This is a genomic window from Acinetobacter sp. YH12106 (genome assembly GCF_013418995.1).
Lineage (GTDB): Bacteria > Pseudomonadota > Gammaproteobacteria > Pseudomonadales > Moraxellaceae > Acinetobacter > Acinetobacter pseudolwoffii.
This window is the reverse complement of record NZ_VPAV01000002.1, coordinates 124,944-143,345: the sequence shown is the minus strand read 5'-3', so window position 1 is coordinate 143,345 and position 18,402 is coordinate 124,944. Positions and strand designations below refer to the sequence as shown.

The following is an 18,402-nucleotide window of genomic DNA, read 5'->3' as shown; positions in this document are numbered from 1 at the left end:
TTAAAAAGTGGCCCTGCTTGCTTATGCAAGCGCTACCTCAGCTTCAGACTTTTTTGCGTTTTTTTGCTCCACTTCAAGTTCTACAACGCTATGTACTTCTTGAGCGATACGACCTTCTTCGTCTGTTGGCACTACCCAGATTTGTGGACCTGTACCTGAATCGATACGGCCTTCAGTGCCACGTTTCAGGTCATTATTGGCACTTTTATCCAGGTTGAAGCCGAAGTGGGGCAGATAAGTCATGGTTTTTTCACGGATATAGGCAGAATTTTCGCCAATACCGCCAGTGAAGAACAAGCCATCAATACGTGGCAGACCACAGCTCAGTGCTGCCAGAGATTTGGCTAGACGGTAGCAGAATACTTCAATCGCCAATGCAGCATCTTCATTACCTTGTTCCGATGCTTCAATCAGGGTACGCATGTCATTGGACAGATCAGACAAGCCCAAAAGACCGCTCTGGCTATTCAGCATCTTGTCAATTTTATAGATATCCCAACCCAGGTTCTTTGCCAGGAAGCTGTGCAGGCTTGGGTCGACATCGCCACTGCGGGTGCCCATGACAATACCTTCAAGCGGGGTTAAGCCCATTGACGTATCTACACTTTTCCCATTCCACACGGCACAGGTCGAGCTGCCATTACCGAGATGTGCTGTTAACCAGCCGCCTTGTTTCAGGCTACCTGCCAGTTCAGAACCACGGTCTGAAACATAAGCATGGCTGGTGCCGTGGAAACCATAACGACGCACACCATGGGCTGTATATAAGAATTTTGGCAGGGCATAGCGATATGCATGTGCTGGCATGCTTTGATGGAATGCGGTATCAAATACTGCTATTTGCGGTAAGTCTGGGAACAAGCGTTTGGTGGCTTCAATGCCAATCAGATGTGCCGGATTGTGTAAGGGCGCAAGTGGCGTTGCTTCACGAATCTTTTCAATAATTTCATCATTGATCAATTCTGCTTTGGTCAGGCTGCCACCATGTACCACACGGTGACCAATCGCATCTGGGCGATAGTTAGCCAGACGCTCCAAACCAACTTCAAGGGCTTTTTTATGGTCGGCAAAAGGAATATGGATATCGACTGGTTCGTTACCGACAGTCACGCCTTTGATACGAGCATTCTCTGTGCCTAAGTTCTCAGCTAAACCATGAATACGGAAGTTCTGTTCCTCAAGAAGTAATGCAAACTTGATTGAAGAAGAGCCACAATTAATAACTAATACTGATTTAGACACGATTGATTACCCGATTTTTAATTAAAATTCTCGTCCATTGACTTGATCCAGTGATCAGCAAAAAAGCACTAAGCTGAATCAATATTGATGTTTTAACATTTGTTTTTTTTCTGTCCTAGATAGACTTTAGCAGATTAGACTTAAGCATTATCGACCAGGCTGACAATAATAACTAAAATTTATCAGTTCATAGTTTTCATTTATAAATAAAATGATGCTGAAAATATAATCAATAAAGCTGCCAAATTCTATTTTCAATGTCGTACTGGAACAGATTGCTTTCAGTTTAGTGCCTAAAACAGCAAATATGACTTATACATACAATTCTATACAGAGATTCATCAATAAAATGACCCAAAGGTTCTGATCGATTTCGGTTTTAATTTTTATATCCATAAAAAATCAGCCTTGCGAACAAAGCTGATTTTTAAAGTGATCAGCTGAAATAGTTATTGGCGAATCTGACCATCACCAAATACGATCCATTTTTGTGAGGTCAGGCCTTCAAGACCAACCGGACCACGGGCATGAATTTTATCGGTTGAAATTCCGATTTCCGCGCCTAAGCCATATTCAAAACCATCAGCAAAGCGGGTCGAGGCATTGATCATCACCGAACTCGAATCGACACCGGCCAAAAATTCACGTGCCAGACTGTAATTTTCAGTAATGATCGAATCGGTATGATGTGAGCCATACTGATTAATATGTTCAATCGCTTCTTCTATGCCAGAAACCACTTTGATGGCCAGAATTGGGCCCAGATATTCGGTATACCAGTCTTCTTCAGTGGCCGCAATCACTGCATCAGCAAGAATACGCTGGGTGTCTTTGCAACCACGGAGCTCTACTTTTTTCTCCTGATAAAGTTCTGCGATGCGGGGCAAGAACTCTTCAGCGACTTTTTCATCGACTAGCAAAGTTTCCATGGCATTACACACGCCATAACGATGGGTTTTAGCATTTAAAGCAATGGGTAAGGCTTTTAACAGATCCGCCTGTGCTTCCACATAGATATGGCAATTACCATCCAAATGTTTGATCACCGGGACACGAGCTTCTTCAGTAATGCGCTCGATCAGGCTCTTGCCGCCACGAGGCACAATCACATCGACATATTCGGTCATGGTAATGAGCTGGCCGACTGCAGCACGATCAACGGTATTGATCACTTGTACTGCTGATTCTGGCAGGCCGGAAATTTTCAGCGCATGTTGAATTGCCGCGGCAATCGCCTGATTGGATTCCAGTGCTTCTGAACCGCCACGTAAAATAATCGCATTGCCTGATTTCAGCGCCAGTGAAGCCGCTTCCAGGGTCACGTTGGGACGTGATTCATAAATCATGCCGACCACACCTAAAGGTACACGCATCTTGCCCAGTTGAATGCCAGATGGGCGATAAGCCATATCGCTAATTTCACCAATCGGATCTTTCAGGCCAATCACATCTTTCAGGCCTTCTAACATACCTTTAAAGCGTGCGGGGTTGAGTTCTAAGCGATCAAGCAGGGCACTGTCCAGATTGTTATTATGCGCTTTGGTCATATCTTTCTGGTTGGCAGCCAAAATAGCCGGCTGGCTATTTTCCAAAGCCGTATAAATAGCCGATAGTGCGTTGTTTTTGGTTTGGGTGGACGCACGAGCCAAAATGCGAGAAGCCTGGCGTGCCTGCTGTCCTACCGTTTGCATATATTGTTCAATAGACTCTTGCATAGCGCTTTGATCACTTAGAAATTTCACTTCGATATTAACAGTCTGCTGCCGGACAATGAAGCCCATCTGTTAAAAATCATCCGTTTTCGCGGACTTCTAAACATTTTGAAATTGTTTTCTGTTTAAAAGCAGATAAGTGGTCGCTGAAGCGGTTGCTTGTGAAAAGCCGCTCTGTATAGAATGAAATAAGCGACATTGAAGTCATATATAATTATTAAAGAGCAGGATGCGTGTTCAGGCTCATCGGAATGTGTCTGAAGCATAAGATCTGTTAATCATGACTTGCACAATAAAAATAAGGCAAGGACGGAGGAAAAGGAAAATGAATTCCATTATCCACATGGATGCCCATGTATTGGATTCGCAAAGCCATTATGGTTTTTTTGATCTTTATGATAAGCACAGTTTTAAGCAGCCAGCACGAAGCACCTGGATGGATGGCTGGAAAATCGAATATATGGCGATTGCCCGTCCGGATACCTTGCATCTCAGGCCGATGGTGATCATTGGGGGCGCCTTCCAGAATTTTAATTCCTATAAATATTGTGTCGAACAGCTCTTCGCTGCCGGCCCGATCATTCTGATTGACTTGCCTTCGATGGGAGCCAACCAGCAGATCAGCAATGTGGATACTGGTCTGTCGGCTGGAACTCTGGAGCTTGAAGACCTTGCTGCCATGCTGGGGCAATGGCTGGAGCAGATGCAACTTCCTCAAGTTTCAATTTTAGGCATGTCCTTAGGCTCAGTAGTCGCCTCCTGTCTGGCAGACCAGCGCCCTGAACTGGTGGATCGGATGATCCTGATGGGCGTAATGCAGAAAACCCGCAAAAGCTGGCGCATGCTATTGGAAGAATCCTTGCATCTGATGAAAGAACAGCGCATGGATGAATTTGGTCAGGCGGTCATTTTATATCTGGTCAATCATGCCCGTCTCAAAGAAACCCGCATGTCACCAACAGCAAAGCGCTTATTCTTCAAGCAGATGTCAGAATTCACGGTGACCGAACAAGAGCGTTATGATATTAACTGCAACCGTCTATTGCGTCTGACCCACGTGCCGATTCCACAGTGCAAGGTTCTGGTGGCCTGTGGTCAATATGACAGTTTTACCTTGCCACATGAGAATGCCAATTTTGCCCTGCAATGTCCAAATATGCAGTATGTACAAATTGCCGGTGCTGACCATGTGCCTCAGTTGCAGCGCAGGAAAGAAACTATGCATCTGTTTGCCACCTTCTTGCGTGATGAAGCAGTCGAGCAGTTGCCGGGAATTATTCCGTTTAGCCGTGAACAGATGCAGCAGATTGAACGGCGCGGTGAAGAACGGATTTGTGTGCAACAGCCACAACGTTATTTGAGTCATCGTCATTCGGATCTGCTGTTGAATGTAGAAATTATCGACATGAATTTCTTTGGAGTATTGCTGGAGTTAGACGCAGGACAGACAGAGTGTGCCGCAGCTTATCCGCGTGATCTGGCCTTGCATCTGGAAGATGAAAACGGCGAGTTCAAGATCGAATGTCTGATCTTTGAACAGGATGAGACTCAAGTGCGGGCCCTGTTTAAACATGGCAGTTTTGAAGTGGCAGAACGTTTATTGGCTTTTGTGCAACAACAGAAAATCCTTCAGCAAGAAGACGCTTTCGATGCAGTGATTTAATCGGGGCTTAATAAAAAAACAGCGTCATTTAACGCTGTTTTTTTTCACTGCATGAATCATCCAGACCAGATCACCGAGATGTTCATCCTGCTCCGGTGTCAGATTTTGCTGACGAGGCTCGGCAAAATAACGTTGCGGTTGTTGTACCTCAACCTGATTGAAACCGGCATCTTGAAAAAAGTGCTGTAATTCTTGGGGGGTTTTAAAATGAAAGGTAAATGCACTGCGTGACATGAATTTAAGCAGACGGCTACAGCTCCAAATAAAATTCGCCAATTTATTTTTGACGGGTTCCGGGTAAATGTCGCTAAGGTAATGCAAGGCTGGAAAATGTCGTGCATTCTCTGCAATACCTTGCAACAGAATACGCAACATGCGTTGATCAAAGTAATTAATCAGCCCCTCATTAATTACCACCAAAGGTTGGTCGGGATCAAACATCTGAAAGATACAGTCCAACTCTTCACTAAAAATATCTGCAGTGAGCACTTCGGGAGCCTGCTGATCAATCTGCTGCAAGGCTTGGGTCTTGATTCTGGCCATGTCGGGAAGATCCAGTTCACGATAATTAATCTCGGGAAATTTTTGTCTGAAATTCCAGCTACGTGGAGACAAACCGCAGGCAATTTCAAGAATCTGAAGTTGTGGATGTTGCTCGATCAACTGACACAGATGTTCATCAATCATCTGATGACGCTGCTTGAGTGTGGTACGCATACTGCCACCCACAGAGCGTTCTGCCCATACTTCGAGTGGATGTAGCAGTGTGGCCAGAAACTTGCCTTTAGTCGTGGCAAAGACCGGATGTGAGATCCCCATTTGATACCAGATATAGCCGGTATAATGTGCTGTAAAAGAAATATGGCGATGCTGCGAAAGTGATTTTGGCATAGGGTTCTGACCTTATTGTTATTTTAGTTGGGTGCTACAGAAGTAACGCCTTTTAACATCATAATAAAAAAGGAACACTTTGTCGTGTTCCTTTATCATCTTGATTGGATTTAAAAAGTTTCAGCTAGTCTGCTGCTTGAATACCAGTATTTCATCACGAATCTTGCGCCATTCATCACCCAGATCCAGTTCAGTGCCAATTTGAATCGCTGGAATTTGACCGCGCATACGTTCTAAACGTTCCTGATTTGGCAACGGCAGGTCGGCAATGCCTTCCAGTGCAATACATTGTGCTGCACGATCATTACAGACCAGCCCCATATCACACCCGGCTTTCAGTGCGGCCTGAATTCGGGCATCGGCACCGCCTGCCACACAGGCGGCCTGCATGCTTAAATCATCCGAGAACAGAACGCCGTCAAAACCGAGTTGCTGACGCAAAACTTTCTGAATCCAGAATTCCGAGAATCCGGCCGGATTGGGATCTACCTGACTATAAATCACATGCGCTGGCATTAAAGCATCGAGTTGCGGCTGTAACTGGATAAAGGTCTGCATGTCTTTTTGCTGAATGTCTTCATAGCTGCGCATATCAATGGCTGCGGCAACATGTGAATCCGCTTTGACTGAACCATGACCCGGGAAATGTTTCCCAGTTGACGCCATTCCTGCACGTTTCATCCCTTTTAAAAATGCGCTGGCCAGTGGAATAATATCTGAAATATTTCTGGCAAAGCTTCGGTCACCAATCACATCACTGATGTCGTTTAAATCCAGCACCGGCGCAAAACTGAAATCAATCCCGACAGCCAGTACTTCAATCGCCATCAGCCAGCCGCATTTTTCGGCCAAATCTAAAGCACGCTGCGAATCATGAGCATACAGTTCGCCAAATTTCCCCATCGCAGGGAGCAGGGTAAAGCCCTGTCTTAAGCGCTGCACACGTCCACCTTCCTGATCGACTGCAATCAAAATATCAGGACGAATCTGGCGCATGTGATCGGTTAAGGCACGGACTTGAGCCGCAGATTCGATGTTACGTCCAAATAAAATGACTCCACCGACTTGCGGCGCACCGAATAGTTCAATATCTTCTTGAGTCAGGGTTGTGCCTGCGATGTCGAGCATCAATGCGCCAATCATATGCGGAATCCGTTTTAGAATTTTTCCGGGAAACAATACCTGATTTCTGCAATGATTTGCTACACTTTGTCAGCACAGAATATGATAAAACTACACGACATAAACATATTAAGTTGTTTAAGATGCTGAATACTTTAAATTCTGGTCGAAAAGCAACACGGTCACATTGGTCTCTAGGCCAAGGAAGTACGAATTATTTATGAAATTTCAAACGATAGCTTGCGCCGTTGCGATTGCGACAGGTGGCTTCTTTTTTACCCATGTCGTGAATGATGCGATTGCAGCCAATAGTGCAGAAGTGGTCAGCAAAGCCATTCAGCCATCTCAAGAACAGGCGTTGGTATCACGTCAACTGGCGACGCTGGTGGACCGTCAGCACTATTTGAATATGCGTCTGGATGCCCAGACTTCGCAGCGTATTTTCGATTTCTATATCGATAGTCTGGATCCGGAACATAGCTTATTTCTGGCACCAGAAGTTGAAAATTACAAGAAACGTTATGGGGCCAATTTCGGTGCTCACCTGAAAGCTGGCAATTTGTCGGGTTCTTATGAAATCCATGCGCAATATCGTCAGCGCCTGACTCAGTTCTATACTTATATGCTGGATGAGCTGAAAAAACCACAGAACCTGAATCAGCCAAATGTCTATATCGAAACTGATCGTGAAAAAGCACCATTCTTTAAAACTGAGGCTGAACAGCGCGCGCACTGGTCAAAAATGCTGGTGTCCCAGCTGATCAATCTGACCATCAGTAAAGAAGAAGAACAGGCCAAACAGAAAGCACTGAAGGCCAATCCAGAACTGGCCAATGGACAAGACCTTACCGGTCCTGAAGATCTGACGCCTGCACAAACCTTGACCAAGCGTTATACCCGTCAGCTGGAACGTGTCAGCCGGATCAAGAGTGATGATGTGCTCGACAAGACCTTGAATGCGATGATGCTGACTTATGATCCGCACAGTAATTATTTCCCGCCTGTAGATGCGATGGAGCTGAATCGTCAGACCACTTTGCAGCTCGAAGGGGTCGGGGTCTCGATTCGTCCTGAACGTGGCAATGAAGATTACACCAAGATTGAAACCATTGTCGAAGGTGGTCCTGCGAGTAAATCCGGTCAGGTGAAATCGGGTGATCGCATCATTGGTGTAGCCCAGGATGGCGAACAGATGGTCGATGTGATTGGCTGGCCAAGCAATGAAATTGTCGGTCTGATTCGCGGCAAGCGTGGCACTAAAGTCACTCTACGTTTACTCGGTGCAGGCGCGACCATGGGGCAGGCACGTAACGTGACCATTACCCGTGATGTGATTCAGGAAGAAGATGCCGGTGTGCGTACGCGTGTTGTCGACATTCAGCGCGATGGCAAGAAATATCAATATGGTGTGATTGAAATCCCGTCGTTCTACCTGAACTATCGTGCACGTCGTGCCGGTACAGATTATCGTTCAGTCTCTGAAGATACCAATAAGGCTTTAAAAGAACTGGCGGCCAAAAATGTTGCCGGAATTATTGTCGATTTGCGTAATAACCCGGGTGGCTCACTAGAAGAAGTGGCACGTATGTTGGGGCAGGTGATTAAATCTGGCCCAGTGGTGCAGATTCGTGATGGTAATGGCAATGTTAGCGTCTTTGAAGATGATGATGGCGGTGCACAAACCTATGCGGGTCCTTTGGCAGTAATGATCAATCTGGCCTCTGCCTCGGCCAGCGAAATTTACTCCGCAGCGATTCAGGATTATGAACGCGGGATTGTGATCGGCAGTACCACCACTGGTAAGGGTACGGCGCAGGTGCAACTGGATAGCTTGGCCCATGGTCAGGCGACACTGACACAGCGTAAATTCTACCGGGTGACTGGTGGTAGTACCCAGAATAAAGGGGTTGTGCCAGACATTAAACTGGTCGATATTTATAATGAAGAGTTTGGTGAGCGTAAGGCTAAAAATGCCTTGCAGTGGGATACCATTCCAACCGCACCGTTTAAACGTGAAGGTGCAGTACAGAAATATGTACCTGAATTGGCTAAACTTTCTCAGCAACGGGTCGTGCTGGATTCTCAGTTCAAGTATCTGGAACAGCGTAAGGCGGTGATGAAAAAAGCCGAGGAAGAAAAGCGTCAGGTACTGGACTTGCAACAGCGTAAAGCAGAGTTGATTGCCATGGAGCAAAAAACGCTGGAGGCAGAAAATACCCGCCGTATGGCTACAGGTCTTAAACCTTATCCGAACTGGGAAACTTATCAGGCTTCAATGGATGCACTGATTGAAACCCGTGCCAAAATGAAAGCCAAAGAGCGTCCGGCGCTTCCTGAAGAAGAAGCCTTTGTGATCGAAGCTGCACATGTGTTGCTGGATTATGCCAAGTTACAGGCCAAACAGTAACTTTTAAGCATGTCCATTTAAGTATCTAAGGATCTAAAAAAATAGCCTGTTTCGACAGGCTATTTTTTTATGACATCCGGCTATTTAAAAATCAGAATAAATTTTTCATATGAATTGCTAGCTGTCTAAATAAAAAGAAAAAAATTGTGACGGTGGTCGAATAAATAAACTGGAAAAATAGATTTAAACATTTGCTAAAATTTTCAAGACTCATAAGATAGAAGTCATATTTTATGCTGATGTTCATCATGATTTCAGAATCTGTTCTCGACACTGAATTAAAGAAATATAAATTCTAATTTTATTTAAAACCAGAGGCTTTGCACAGCGACACATGTGCATTGCTTGTCAACTTTACGATTCTGACGGCTTTAAACTTGACCAGGTGGAAATAGAAATACACGTGAGGGGAATAATAACAATGATGACCAATACGGAACATTTTATATGATCCCTATTCAGCATGATATCAGTCTGGTCATCGGATCAACTCTCTTTGCTTTCGTCGCTGGCTATTTTTTGATGCCGATTCAAAAAATATGGTGGCGTGAGTCGCGAAGAAAATTTGCAACACTCATGCTATTTGCAACGGCCGCATTACTGGGGCTGTTGATCTGGTCGATCCATTTCATTGGGATGACAGCAATTCATTTAAGTCATGCCTATCATTTTGATTTCAGCTGGATGTTGCTCTCTTATTTGAGTGTCTTTACGGCTTCTATTTTTACCCTCTGCTTAATGATCCAAAGCATCTGGTCATTTTCCAGAGTGGCTCTCGTGATCGTGGTGATGAGTCTCGGGGTCTCAGCCATGCACTATACAAGTAGTCTTAGGGCCAACTTTGAGAGAACAGAGATTACGCCAATCACAGAATCTTCACATGCGACTTATGATCTGTTGTTCGCGGTTGTGTTAATCAGTGCTCTGTTACTGATTGCCATGATTCGTCTGGTTCTCTCAGAATTGCGTCTGGCATCTCTGAATCGCCAACTGCGATGGGCCAATAAAGAGCTCGAAAATCAAAATATCCAGGATAATCTCACCAAATTACCCAACCGTTTATACCTGGCTGAATACGCAGATATCTTGTTTTCCAAGCAACAACATCAGCAGGAAATTGCCTTTTTATATATTGATCTGGATCGTTTTAAGGCGGTGAATGATGTGTTTGGTCATCAGGTCGGAGACCAGTTGCTGATTCAACTGACTGCGCGTATTCATCAGTTATGGGGTGACCGTTCCAAGCTGCTTAGAATTGGTGGCGATGAGTTCCTGATGGTGCTGGAAAACACGTCCGTCAGCAAAGCTTCAGAAATGTCAGAGCAGATTCTAAATCTGATTCAGGACAGCTTCCTGATTGATGGCAAAACCATTAATATTTCGGGCAGTATCGGAATCGCGATGTATCCGGAGCATGGCAAAAATCTGCAAGATTTACTGGTAAATGCCGATGCTGCAATGCTCAGTTCTAAATATCAGGGCCGCAATACCTATTCAGTCTTTAATTTTTCTTCTGATCAGCATGAATCCAAGAGCCAGAGCAAGCTGATTAATGATCTGTATAAAGCAGTTGAAGATCAGCAATTTGTACTGTTTTATCAACCCAAATTTACCGGTAAACGAAAAATTTGTGGGGTAGAAGCCCTGATTCGCTGGCAGCATCCGTTACATGGGTTGCTGGGTCCCAATATGTTTATTCATGGCGCTGAGAAAACCGGGCTTATTATTCAGATGGGCTATTGGGCACTGGAGCAGGCTTGCAAACAGATCCAACTCTGGGAAAAAAATAATACTGACTTTTTCCCGATTGCCGTGAATTTGTCTGCGGTGCAGTTTGAGCATAAGCATCTATTAGCTAATCTGCAAAACCTGTTTAAACGCTATAAGATCAATCCGCAGCACTTGATGATCGAGATTACTGAATCGACCGCCATGCATTATATCGATGCCAGTATTCGTACCCTTGAACAATTACGTAATATCGGCATCCAGCTGGCGATTGATGATTTTGGAACCGGACATTCCAGCTTCTTATATCTAAAAAATCTGCCCGTGGATGAACTGAAAATTGATAAAGAGTTTATTCAGGATCTTAGCGTCGGCTCTAAAGAAGAAATGATTCTGGAAAGTATTATTCGGCTGGCGATTAAACTGGGTTTAAAAGTGACCGCTGAAGGCGTAGAAACCACGCTGCAAGCAGATATTTTGACTCGACTCGGTTGTCAGCAATTACAAGGTTATTTGCTGGCAAAGCCGATGCCAGTCGAGTCATTGGAAATACAGGATTTTCTGTCTTAATTTGAATTTTTATACGCTACTAATGCGGTACTAAAGAGTACGGTGGACCTATATTTAGCGTTATTCAGCAGGCCAGTTGAATGACACAAACTCCCATATTTAAGCTTCATAACCGTATTATTTCCGACTCAATCTGGGCTGAAAAATCCAGCAGTCAGCAAGTGTAGATCTTATAAATACTGTCATTTCCTTCAGCCGTGGGCATACTTATTGGCTTTAGAAATCTGCTACAATATCGCCAATTTTCATATTGATCGTTTTTGATCTTGAGCACTGCGGTTCTGCAGTAGGTATTTTCCATGAGTTTTAAAGATGAGTTAGCGGCGCAGGTCGCTCAGCGACGTACATTCGCCATTATTTCCCACCCCGATGCCGGTAAAACCACCATGACAGAAAAGCTGCTGTTATGGGGGCAGGCGATTCAGGTTGCAGGTATGGTGAAAAGCCGTAAGTCTGACCGGGCCGCTACATCAGACTGGATGGAAATGGAAAAAGAACGTGGCATCTCGATCACGACCTCGGTGATGCAGTTCCCGTTCAAAGACAAGATGATCAACCTGCTCGATACCCCGGGACATGAAGATTTCTCGGAAGATACCTATCGTACCTTAACCGCCGTTGACTCGGCATTAATGGTGATTGATGGTGCAAAAGGGGTAGAAGACCGGACCATTAAATTGATGGACGTGTGTCGTATGCGCGATACACCGATTATTTCTTTTGTTAACAAAATGGACCGTGAAATCCGTGAGCCACTCGAGCTTCTGGATGAAATCGAAAACGTTCTGAAAATTAAATGTGTTCCGATCACCTGGCCATTGGGTACGGGGCGTGATTTTGCCGGTGTATTTAATTTAATCGAAGAAAAATTCTACATTTACAAAACCGGTTTTGGTTCAACCATTCCTACAATCGAAATACGTGATGGTTATGACTATCCGGATCTTCGTGAGAAAGTTGGTGAGCTGGCGTGGGCTGCATTTGAAGAATCACTTGAACTGGTGCAAATGGCCAATGAGCCATTGGATCGTGAAGAATTTCTGGCAGGCCGTCAAACGCCGGTATTGTTCGGTACAGCCTTAGGTAACTTTGGGGTTGACCATGTGCTGGATGCCTTCAGTCAATATGCACCGCCGCCGAAGGCCCATCCTACTCAGGCTCGTGTTGTCGAAGCTGATGAAGAAGGCTTTAGCGGTTTTGTCTTTAAAATTCAGGCCAATATGGACCCGAAACATCGTGACCGTATTGCATTCATGCGAATTTGTTCAGGTAAATATGAAAAAGGCCTGAAAATGAAGCATGTACGTCTGGATAAAGATGTGCGGATTAGTGATGCCTTAACCTTCCTGGCCGGTGACCGCCAGCATCTGGAAGAAGCGTGGCCGGGCGATATTATCGGACTGCATAACCACGGCACCATTCAGATTGGAGATACCTTTACTTCAGGTGAAAAGCTACAGTTCACAGGTATTCCGCACTTTGCACCGGAAATGTTCCGTCGTGTACGCTTAAAAGATCCTTTGAAATCGAAACAGTTGCAAAAGGGCCTGAAAGAGTTGTCTGAAGAAGGTGCAACACAGGTATTTATGCCACAGCATAATAATGACCTGATCGTGGGTGCAGTGGGCGTACTTCAGTTTGAAGTGGTGGCGTATCGTTTGAAAGAAGAATATAAAGTTGACTGTGTTTACGAACCCGTGAACATCAATACTGTTCGTTGGGTGTCTTGTGATGACGAGAAAAAATTTAACGAATTTAAGAAAAAGGCCCACGACCAGTTGTCAGTCGATGGCGGTGGTCACTTGACTTATCTTGCGCCAAGCCGAGTGAATTTACAGCTCATGCAAGAACGTTATCCGGACATCGTGTTCCATAATACGCGCGAACACTAAACTTTCAGGCATTCAAATATCGTCTAAAAATATCAAACAGCTTCTCCGGAAGCTGTTTTGTTTTATGTTACATTTAAACTATTCATAACCTGATAGATTGTTTAAAAATGAAGTTCAGCAAGGAAGCCGCCCTCGGTGCTGTCATTGGTTTAAGTCTTGTCCTGAGTGGCTGTGATAAAAGCGAAAAAGAACCGGAACTTGACCAGCCGGATGGAAAAACAACCCCAGTTAAGCAAAGTGCCAGTATTTTGCCTTACCTGAATATTCAAGAACAACCGGCCAAGATCGCCTTGCCATTTTGTGAAATCAAAAACTGTATCAATGTCGATATCCAGACTTTATATACGGCTGATCCCTGGATGAATCACTGGATCGAAAAACAGCAGGCCAAGGTAATTCAGGATCAAATTGGCTTAAAACAGGATATGAGTTTACAACAGGCAATGAATGCCTATGTGAAAAAATCGGATGCCTGGCAGGCTCAACTCCAGCTCAATCAGGCTTATGAATTATCGCTGTATACCCGCATTCCCTATCAGCGTAATCAATATGTCTTGCTGCAAATTGGTATTGATAGTAAACAGGAAAATATCAGTGTGTATGAGCGCTATTATTTTTTTGTAGTCGATCGTCAACAGCAAAAAATGCTGACCCCACTGGATATTATCGATCCCAAACAACAGTTGTTAATGGATCAGATCATTCAAACCGCTTATGAAAAATGGTTAAAAGACAATAATCACGAGGTTCAGCAGCAAGCACCGAAAAAACTGTATTGGGGGCAGGCTGAGTGGTTCTTCGATCAGGAAGGGATTGGTCTGCATTATCGTAGTCATGACATTAGCAAAGATGCCAAACAACTGGATATCTATTTAACAAAAGAACAAACACAACAGGTCTTGAAAGCCGAAGTCTATCGGAATATGTTCTAAAGGTCGTAATCCTCTCAGGATTAATTACACGTTTTGAAAAGGGTAATGAATGCCAAAATATAAGAATATTTTTTGTCTATCGATACTGGTATCCGCAGTTTTACTGAGTGCATGTCAGCCGAAGAGCAATGAGCCGAAAGAGCCGACTTCTCCTGAAGTGGTACAAGCCGAGCCAGAAGTCCTGAAACTTAGTGGTGATACCGAAAAACTCAAGCTGGTGATTCCAGAGTGTGAGGGTAAAAACTGTCCGGAAATTTCGATTGAACGCCTGAACAGTAATCAGCGCTTTATTGATGAATGGATCGATCAGCAGATTTTGCAACAGTTAAAAAATATCCTGTCTGTCGATGCGATTGAGCCGGCAAAAGCCACTGCTGCCAGTGAAGCCGAAGTGGCTGCTTCTGAACCAAAAACAGCCTTGTCGACGGTCACTACACCAAAACAGCAGCTTGAGCAGCAAATTCAGCCTTCTATGCAGACCTTCTTGAATCTGGACAAGGAGCTCAAAGCACTGAGTGCCAGTCATAGCATTAGCCTGATGATTAAGCCCAAGATTCTGAATTCGGGTGATCCATTGGCGACTGTGGTACTAAACAGTAGCCATTATCTGGGAGGTGCGCACGGGGCATCTGCACAGCGCTATTATAATTTTGATCTTGAACAGCAAACACTGGTCAAGCTGGATGACATTATTGCAGAGAAGCAAAAAGCCAAACTTGAAGCACAGGCATATGAGGCTTTTAAAGTCTGGGTCATGGAGTCCAAGCTGGCAAAAGATGTCGCTGAATATGAACAGGCCTGGAAGTTCACACTGACCGATAATTTTTATCTGGCCAAAGAAGGGTTGATCTTACAATATGCCGAATATGAAATCGGACCTTATGTGGTGGGTTTGCCGCGCTTAATGATCCCTTATACGCAGCTACAAGGCGTGCTAAAACCACAATATCTGCCGCAAGCTGAAACAGCAGCCTCCGAGGCACAGCCAGCCTTAGCATCTAAAGCCGAATGAAGTTAAAACTGTTCGATACGCATACCCATTTTGATGTTCCCGATTTTGATCATGATCGGGAGCAACTGGCGTATGCGGCCAAAGCGGTAGGTGTGGAGCATCTGGTTTTAATTGGCTTTTTGCAAAACCGCTTTCAGGATTTGTTAAAAACCCATCGTTTTATCAATGGCTTGAAAGATGCACCGCATAGCCATTTGGCACCCGGCTTGCATCCATTTTATATTGAACAGCATCAGGCTGAACATTTACATGATTTAGAGCAGCTGCTTAGAGTTGAACAATGCATTGCCATTGGTGAAATCGGTCTCGACACATTTTTAAAGCAGCATAAACAACCTGAAATTTTTCAAAAGCAGCAAGATTTTTTCGCTGCACAAATTGAACTGGCACAACAATTCGATAAGCCGATTTTGCTGCATATCCGTAAATCACATGCAGAAGTTTTACAAATTTTAAAACAGCATCAGTTTAAACAGGGTGGAATCGCACATGCCTTTGGCGGAGGTGTCGAGGAAGCCAAGGCTTTTGTCAAGTTGGGGTTTAAGCTTGGTGTTACTGGTCAGATTACCAATCCGAATGCCAGGAAACTGCATCAGGTGGTACAGGCAGTCGGTGCAGAACATCTGGTGCTGGAAACCGATTGTCCGGATATGACGCCGTTATGCTGTCAACAGTCAGGTGAGCAACGTACCCGCAATACACCTGCCAACTTGCCTTATGTACTGGAAGGTTTGGCACAAAGCTTAGGGCAAGATCAAGCCAAATTGGCACAGCAGCTCTGGCAGAATACCCATCAGGTTTTGAATTTGGCCGATGAATAATGCCGGTTTTTATTGCCCGGCTGTATCTGCTGTAATTTGGTATCTGTTAAAAAAAGATGCATTATGCAATTTCTAAAATGCCTCAGACTTGGCATCATGCATATATATTATTTTAGGTGAGATTCACATGGCACAAGGACTTTTGGCGGGTAAGCGCTTCTTGATCGCGGGTATTGCGAGTAAATTATCCATTGCTTTTGGTATTGCTCAGGCATTACATCGTGAAGGTGCTGAATTGGCTTTTACTTATCCAAATGAAAAGCTGAAAAAGCGGGTAGATGACTTTGCTGAACAGTTTGGTTCAAAACTGGTTTTTCCTTGTGATGTGGCGGTAGATGCTGATATTGATAATGCATTTGCTGAGCTGGCAAAACACTGGGATGGTCTGGACGGCGTGGTGCATTCTATCGGTTTCGCACCGGCGCATACTTTGGATGGTGACTTTACCGAAATCACAGACCGCGAAGGTTTCAATATTGCACATGACATCAGTGCCTATAGCTTTATCGCGATGGCACGTGCGGCAAAGCCTTTGCTACAAATTCGTCAAGGCTGCCTGTTAACGCTAACTTATCAAGGTTCTGAGCGCGTAATGCCGAACTATAACGTGATGGGTATGGCCAAAGCCTCTTTAGAAGCCGGTGTTCGTTATTTAGCTTCGAGCTTGGGTCAGGAAGGTATTCGTGTCAATGCCATCTCTGCGGGTCCAATCCGTACTCTGGCTGCTTCAGGCATTAAATCATTCCGTAAAATGCTCGACTTAAATGAAAAAGTTGCGCCATTAAAACGTAATGTAACGATTGAAGATGTCGGCAATGCAGCATTATTCCTGTGCTCGCCATGGGCCAATGGCATTACCGGTGAAATCCTGTATGTCGATGCCGGTTTCAATACCGTGGGTATGAGTGCTGATTTAATGGCGGATGCGGAATAAAAATCTATTCTCTGCCGTGGGGGGAGAGTTCCTCCCTTTTTTAAAGGAAGGTTAGGAGGAATTATTTTTCTTTAATCTTGCTAAACCCTTTCTTTAAAAAAAGAGTAAATGAGCAAAATCCCCTTATTCCCCCTTTGATAAAGGGGGAATTCACTCAAGGCCATAAAAAAGACCGCATATGCGGTCTTTTTTAGATTTGCAGGACAGCGATTAAGCCTGACCATCTACAGCGGCAGTTTGTGCACGTTGCATATTGGCTTCAAATTCAGCATCGAAGTTGATTGGGGTAAGCAGCAACTGTGGGAAGCTACCTTTAGTCACCATATCATTCACTGCTTCACGCAGGAACGGGAACAGAATGTTCGGGCAGTATGCGCCCAGGATGTATGGAAGACGCTCTTCTTCAACGCCATCTACCAAGAAGATACCGGCTTGAGTCACGTCGACGATAAAAGCAGTATCACCTTCATTGGTCGCTTGAACAACGACTTTTAAAGCCACTTCAAAATGAGTCTCATCAATTTTTTCTGCAGAAGAAGAAAGATTGATGTTGAGCTCAGGTTGCCATTGCTTGGTAAAAACTTGTGCCCCAGGAACCTCAAAAGAAATATCTTTGGTGTAAATACGCTCTAATGCCAATTGTGGTTGAGCTTGTTGTTCTTCACTCATTCTTTGATCCTTAATATAAAGTGATGATTTTAGTAGAATTAAGCCAGTAATTCATCAAGTTTGCCTTCACGCTCTAAAGCATAAAGCTGGTCGAAACCACCGATGAATTGATCCTTAATAAAAATTTGTGGCACAGTGCGGTGATTGGTACGCTGCATCAATTCAAGACGTACTTCAGGTGCTTCTTGAGATAGATTAATTTCTTTATATGCGACACCTTTACGCTCAAGCAACTGTTTTGCACGCACGCAATAAGGACACACAGTCGTTGAATAAACAATAACGTCAGCCATGATCAATCTCCTGTTCGTGGATTATTTGCTTTTCACCAAAGGTAAACCTTGGGCTTTCCAGTTGCTGATGCCGCCATCAAGACGGTATGCATCGGCATGACCCACTTGTTGTAGCGCAGTACCAGCCACCTGTCCAAGGTTGCAAATGAACACCAAAGGGCGATCAGATGCTTTCAGCTCTTCAACATGCTTTGTAATCTGGCTATATGGAATGTTACGGCTGCCGCTGATATGACCTTCACGGAAGTCTTTGGCATCCCGTAAATCAATCAGCATGGCATTTTTTGCTTTGACTAAAATTCCCAGCGACTGCGGAGAAATTTTACGACCGTTACGTTGACCTTCGATAATGAAGAACAAAACTACCAATACCGCGAGTGTTCCAAATAAGAAGGGGTGATTCCCCATAAACTCGAACCAACGTTCCACAATTCACCTAATTACAATTTTAAAATTGCCAAGAGTATAGCTCATAAATATGGTGATCAAAATCACCGCTTCAAGGGTTGAGGCA

15 protein-coding genes are annotated in these 18,402 nt (G+C 44.4%); 8 read left to right on the top strand and 7 right to left on the bottom strand.

The window, feature by feature from the left end:
* Window positions 1-21: 21 nt before the first annotated feature.
* Both FTU45_RS03045 and FTU45_RS03040 read right to left on the bottom strand, forming a co-directional pair.
* Window positions 22-1,242, bottom strand: coding sequence for an acetate/propionate family kinase (locus tag FTU45_RS03045; protein WP_005172750.1), 1,221 nt, complete (start codon window positions 1,240-1,242; stop codon window positions 22-24).
* Between the two features lie 449 nt (window positions 1,243-1,691).
* Complete coding sequence (locus FTU45_RS03040; RefSeq protein WP_180075906.1) at window positions 1,692-2,957, bottom strand: glutamate-5-semialdehyde dehydrogenase; 1,266 nt, start codon at window positions 2,955-2,957, stop codon at window positions 1,692-1,694.
* 322 nt (window positions 2,958-3,279) lie between these two features.
* Between FTU45_RS03040 and FTU45_RS03035 the strand changes: the two genes are divergently transcribed.
* Window positions 3,280-4,617 (top strand): alpha/beta fold hydrolase, encoded by a 1,338-nt coding sequence (locus FTU45_RS03035; RefSeq protein WP_005172747.1) that lies wholly within the window; start codon window positions 3,280-3,282, stop codon window positions 4,615-4,617.
* A gap of 24 nt (window positions 4,618-4,641) precedes the next feature.
* Here FTU45_RS03035 and FTU45_RS03030 read toward each other — a convergent pair whose 3' ends face one another.
* Together FTU45_RS03030 and nagZ are read right to left on the bottom strand one after the other, a co-directional pair.
* Window positions 4,642-5,508 carry a class I SAM-dependent methyltransferase gene (locus FTU45_RS03030; protein WP_180072087.1) on the bottom strand — a complete coding sequence of 289 codons (867 nt, stop codon included), beginning with the start codon at window positions 5,506-5,508 and terminating at the stop codon, window positions 4,642-4,644.
* Window positions 5,509-5,628: 120 nt separating this feature from the next.
* On the bottom strand, window positions 5,629-6,651 hold the full coding sequence (gene nagZ, locus FTU45_RS03025; protein ID WP_005172743.1) for a beta-N-acetylhexosaminidase: 1,023 nt from the start codon (window positions 6,649-6,651) through the stop codon (window positions 5,629-5,631).
* Between the two features lie 199 nt (window positions 6,652-6,850).
* On the opposite strand from nagZ, the gene FTU45_RS03020 reads away from it, so the two are divergent.
* The 7 genes from FTU45_RS03020 (at window position 6,851) to FTU45_RS02990 (ending at window position 16,926) form a co-directional block, all read left to right on the top strand.
* A complete protein-coding gene (locus tag FTU45_RS03020; RefSeq protein ID WP_100329248.1) occupies window positions 6,851-9,037 on the top strand; it encodes a carboxy terminal-processing peptidase in 2,187 nt (728 codons plus the stop codon).
* A 447-nt stretch (window positions 9,038-9,484) separates the two neighbouring features.
* The gene (locus tag FTU45_RS03015) at window positions 9,485-11,335 is read left to right on the top strand and encodes a bifunctional diguanylate cyclase/phosphodiesterase (protein ID WP_180075905.1); all 1,851 of its coding nucleotides are present in this window, start codon (window positions 9,485-9,487) and stop codon (window positions 11,333-11,335) included.
* A gap of 299 nt (window positions 11,336-11,634) precedes the next feature.
* Entirely contained in the window at window positions 11,635-13,227 is a 1,593-nt protein-coding gene (locus tag FTU45_RS03010) for a peptide chain release factor 3 (RefSeq protein ID WP_005095608.1), read from the top strand.
* A 107-nt stretch (window positions 13,228-13,334) separates the two neighbouring features.
* Window positions 13,335-14,159 carry a hypothetical protein gene (locus FTU45_RS03005; protein WP_159138495.1) on the top strand — a complete coding sequence of 275 codons (825 nt, stop codon included), beginning with the start codon at window positions 13,335-13,337 and terminating at the stop codon, window positions 14,157-14,159.
* A gap of 49 nt (window positions 14,160-14,208) precedes the next feature.
* Window positions 14,209-15,171 carry an RsiV family protein gene (locus tag FTU45_RS03000; protein WP_180075904.1) on the top strand — a complete coding sequence of 321 codons (963 nt, stop codon included), beginning with the start codon at window positions 14,209-14,211 and terminating at the stop codon, window positions 15,169-15,171.
* Window positions 15,168-15,992 (top strand): TatD family hydrolase, encoded by an 825-nt coding sequence (locus tag FTU45_RS02995; protein ID WP_100357524.1) that lies wholly within the window; start codon window positions 15,168-15,170, stop codon window positions 15,990-15,992. The genes FTU45_RS03000 and FTU45_RS02995 overlap by 4 nt, the downstream gene beginning before the upstream one ends.
* 127 nt (window positions 15,993-16,119) lie before the next feature.
* Window positions 16,120-16,926 carry an enoyl-ACP reductase gene (locus FTU45_RS02990; protein WP_180075903.1) on the top strand — a complete coding sequence of 269 codons (807 nt, stop codon included), beginning with the start codon at window positions 16,120-16,122 and terminating at the stop codon, window positions 16,924-16,926.
* 210 nt (window positions 16,927-17,136) lie between these two features.
* Here the strand turns inward: FTU45_RS02990 and secB are convergent, their stop codons facing one another.
* From secB to FTU45_RS02975, 3 genes are read right to left on the bottom strand one after another with little or no spacing between them, the layout of a single operon-like run.
* Complete coding sequence (gene secB, locus FTU45_RS02985; RefSeq protein ID WP_004278389.1) at window positions 17,137-17,595, bottom strand: protein-export chaperone SecB; 459 nt, start codon at window positions 17,593-17,595, stop codon at window positions 17,137-17,139.
* 38 nt (window positions 17,596-17,633) lie between these two features.
* Window positions 17,634-17,891 (bottom strand): glutaredoxin 3, encoded by a 258-nt coding sequence (gene grxC, locus FTU45_RS02980; protein ID WP_100329331.1) that lies wholly within the window; start codon window positions 17,889-17,891, stop codon window positions 17,634-17,636.
* Window positions 17,892-17,909: 18 nt separating this feature from the next.
* Window positions 17,910-18,317 (bottom strand): rhodanese-like domain-containing protein, encoded by a 408-nt coding sequence (locus FTU45_RS02975; RefSeq protein WP_005095619.1) that lies wholly within the window; start codon window positions 18,315-18,317, stop codon window positions 17,910-17,912.
* Window positions 18,318-18,402: the final 85 nt, after the last annotated feature.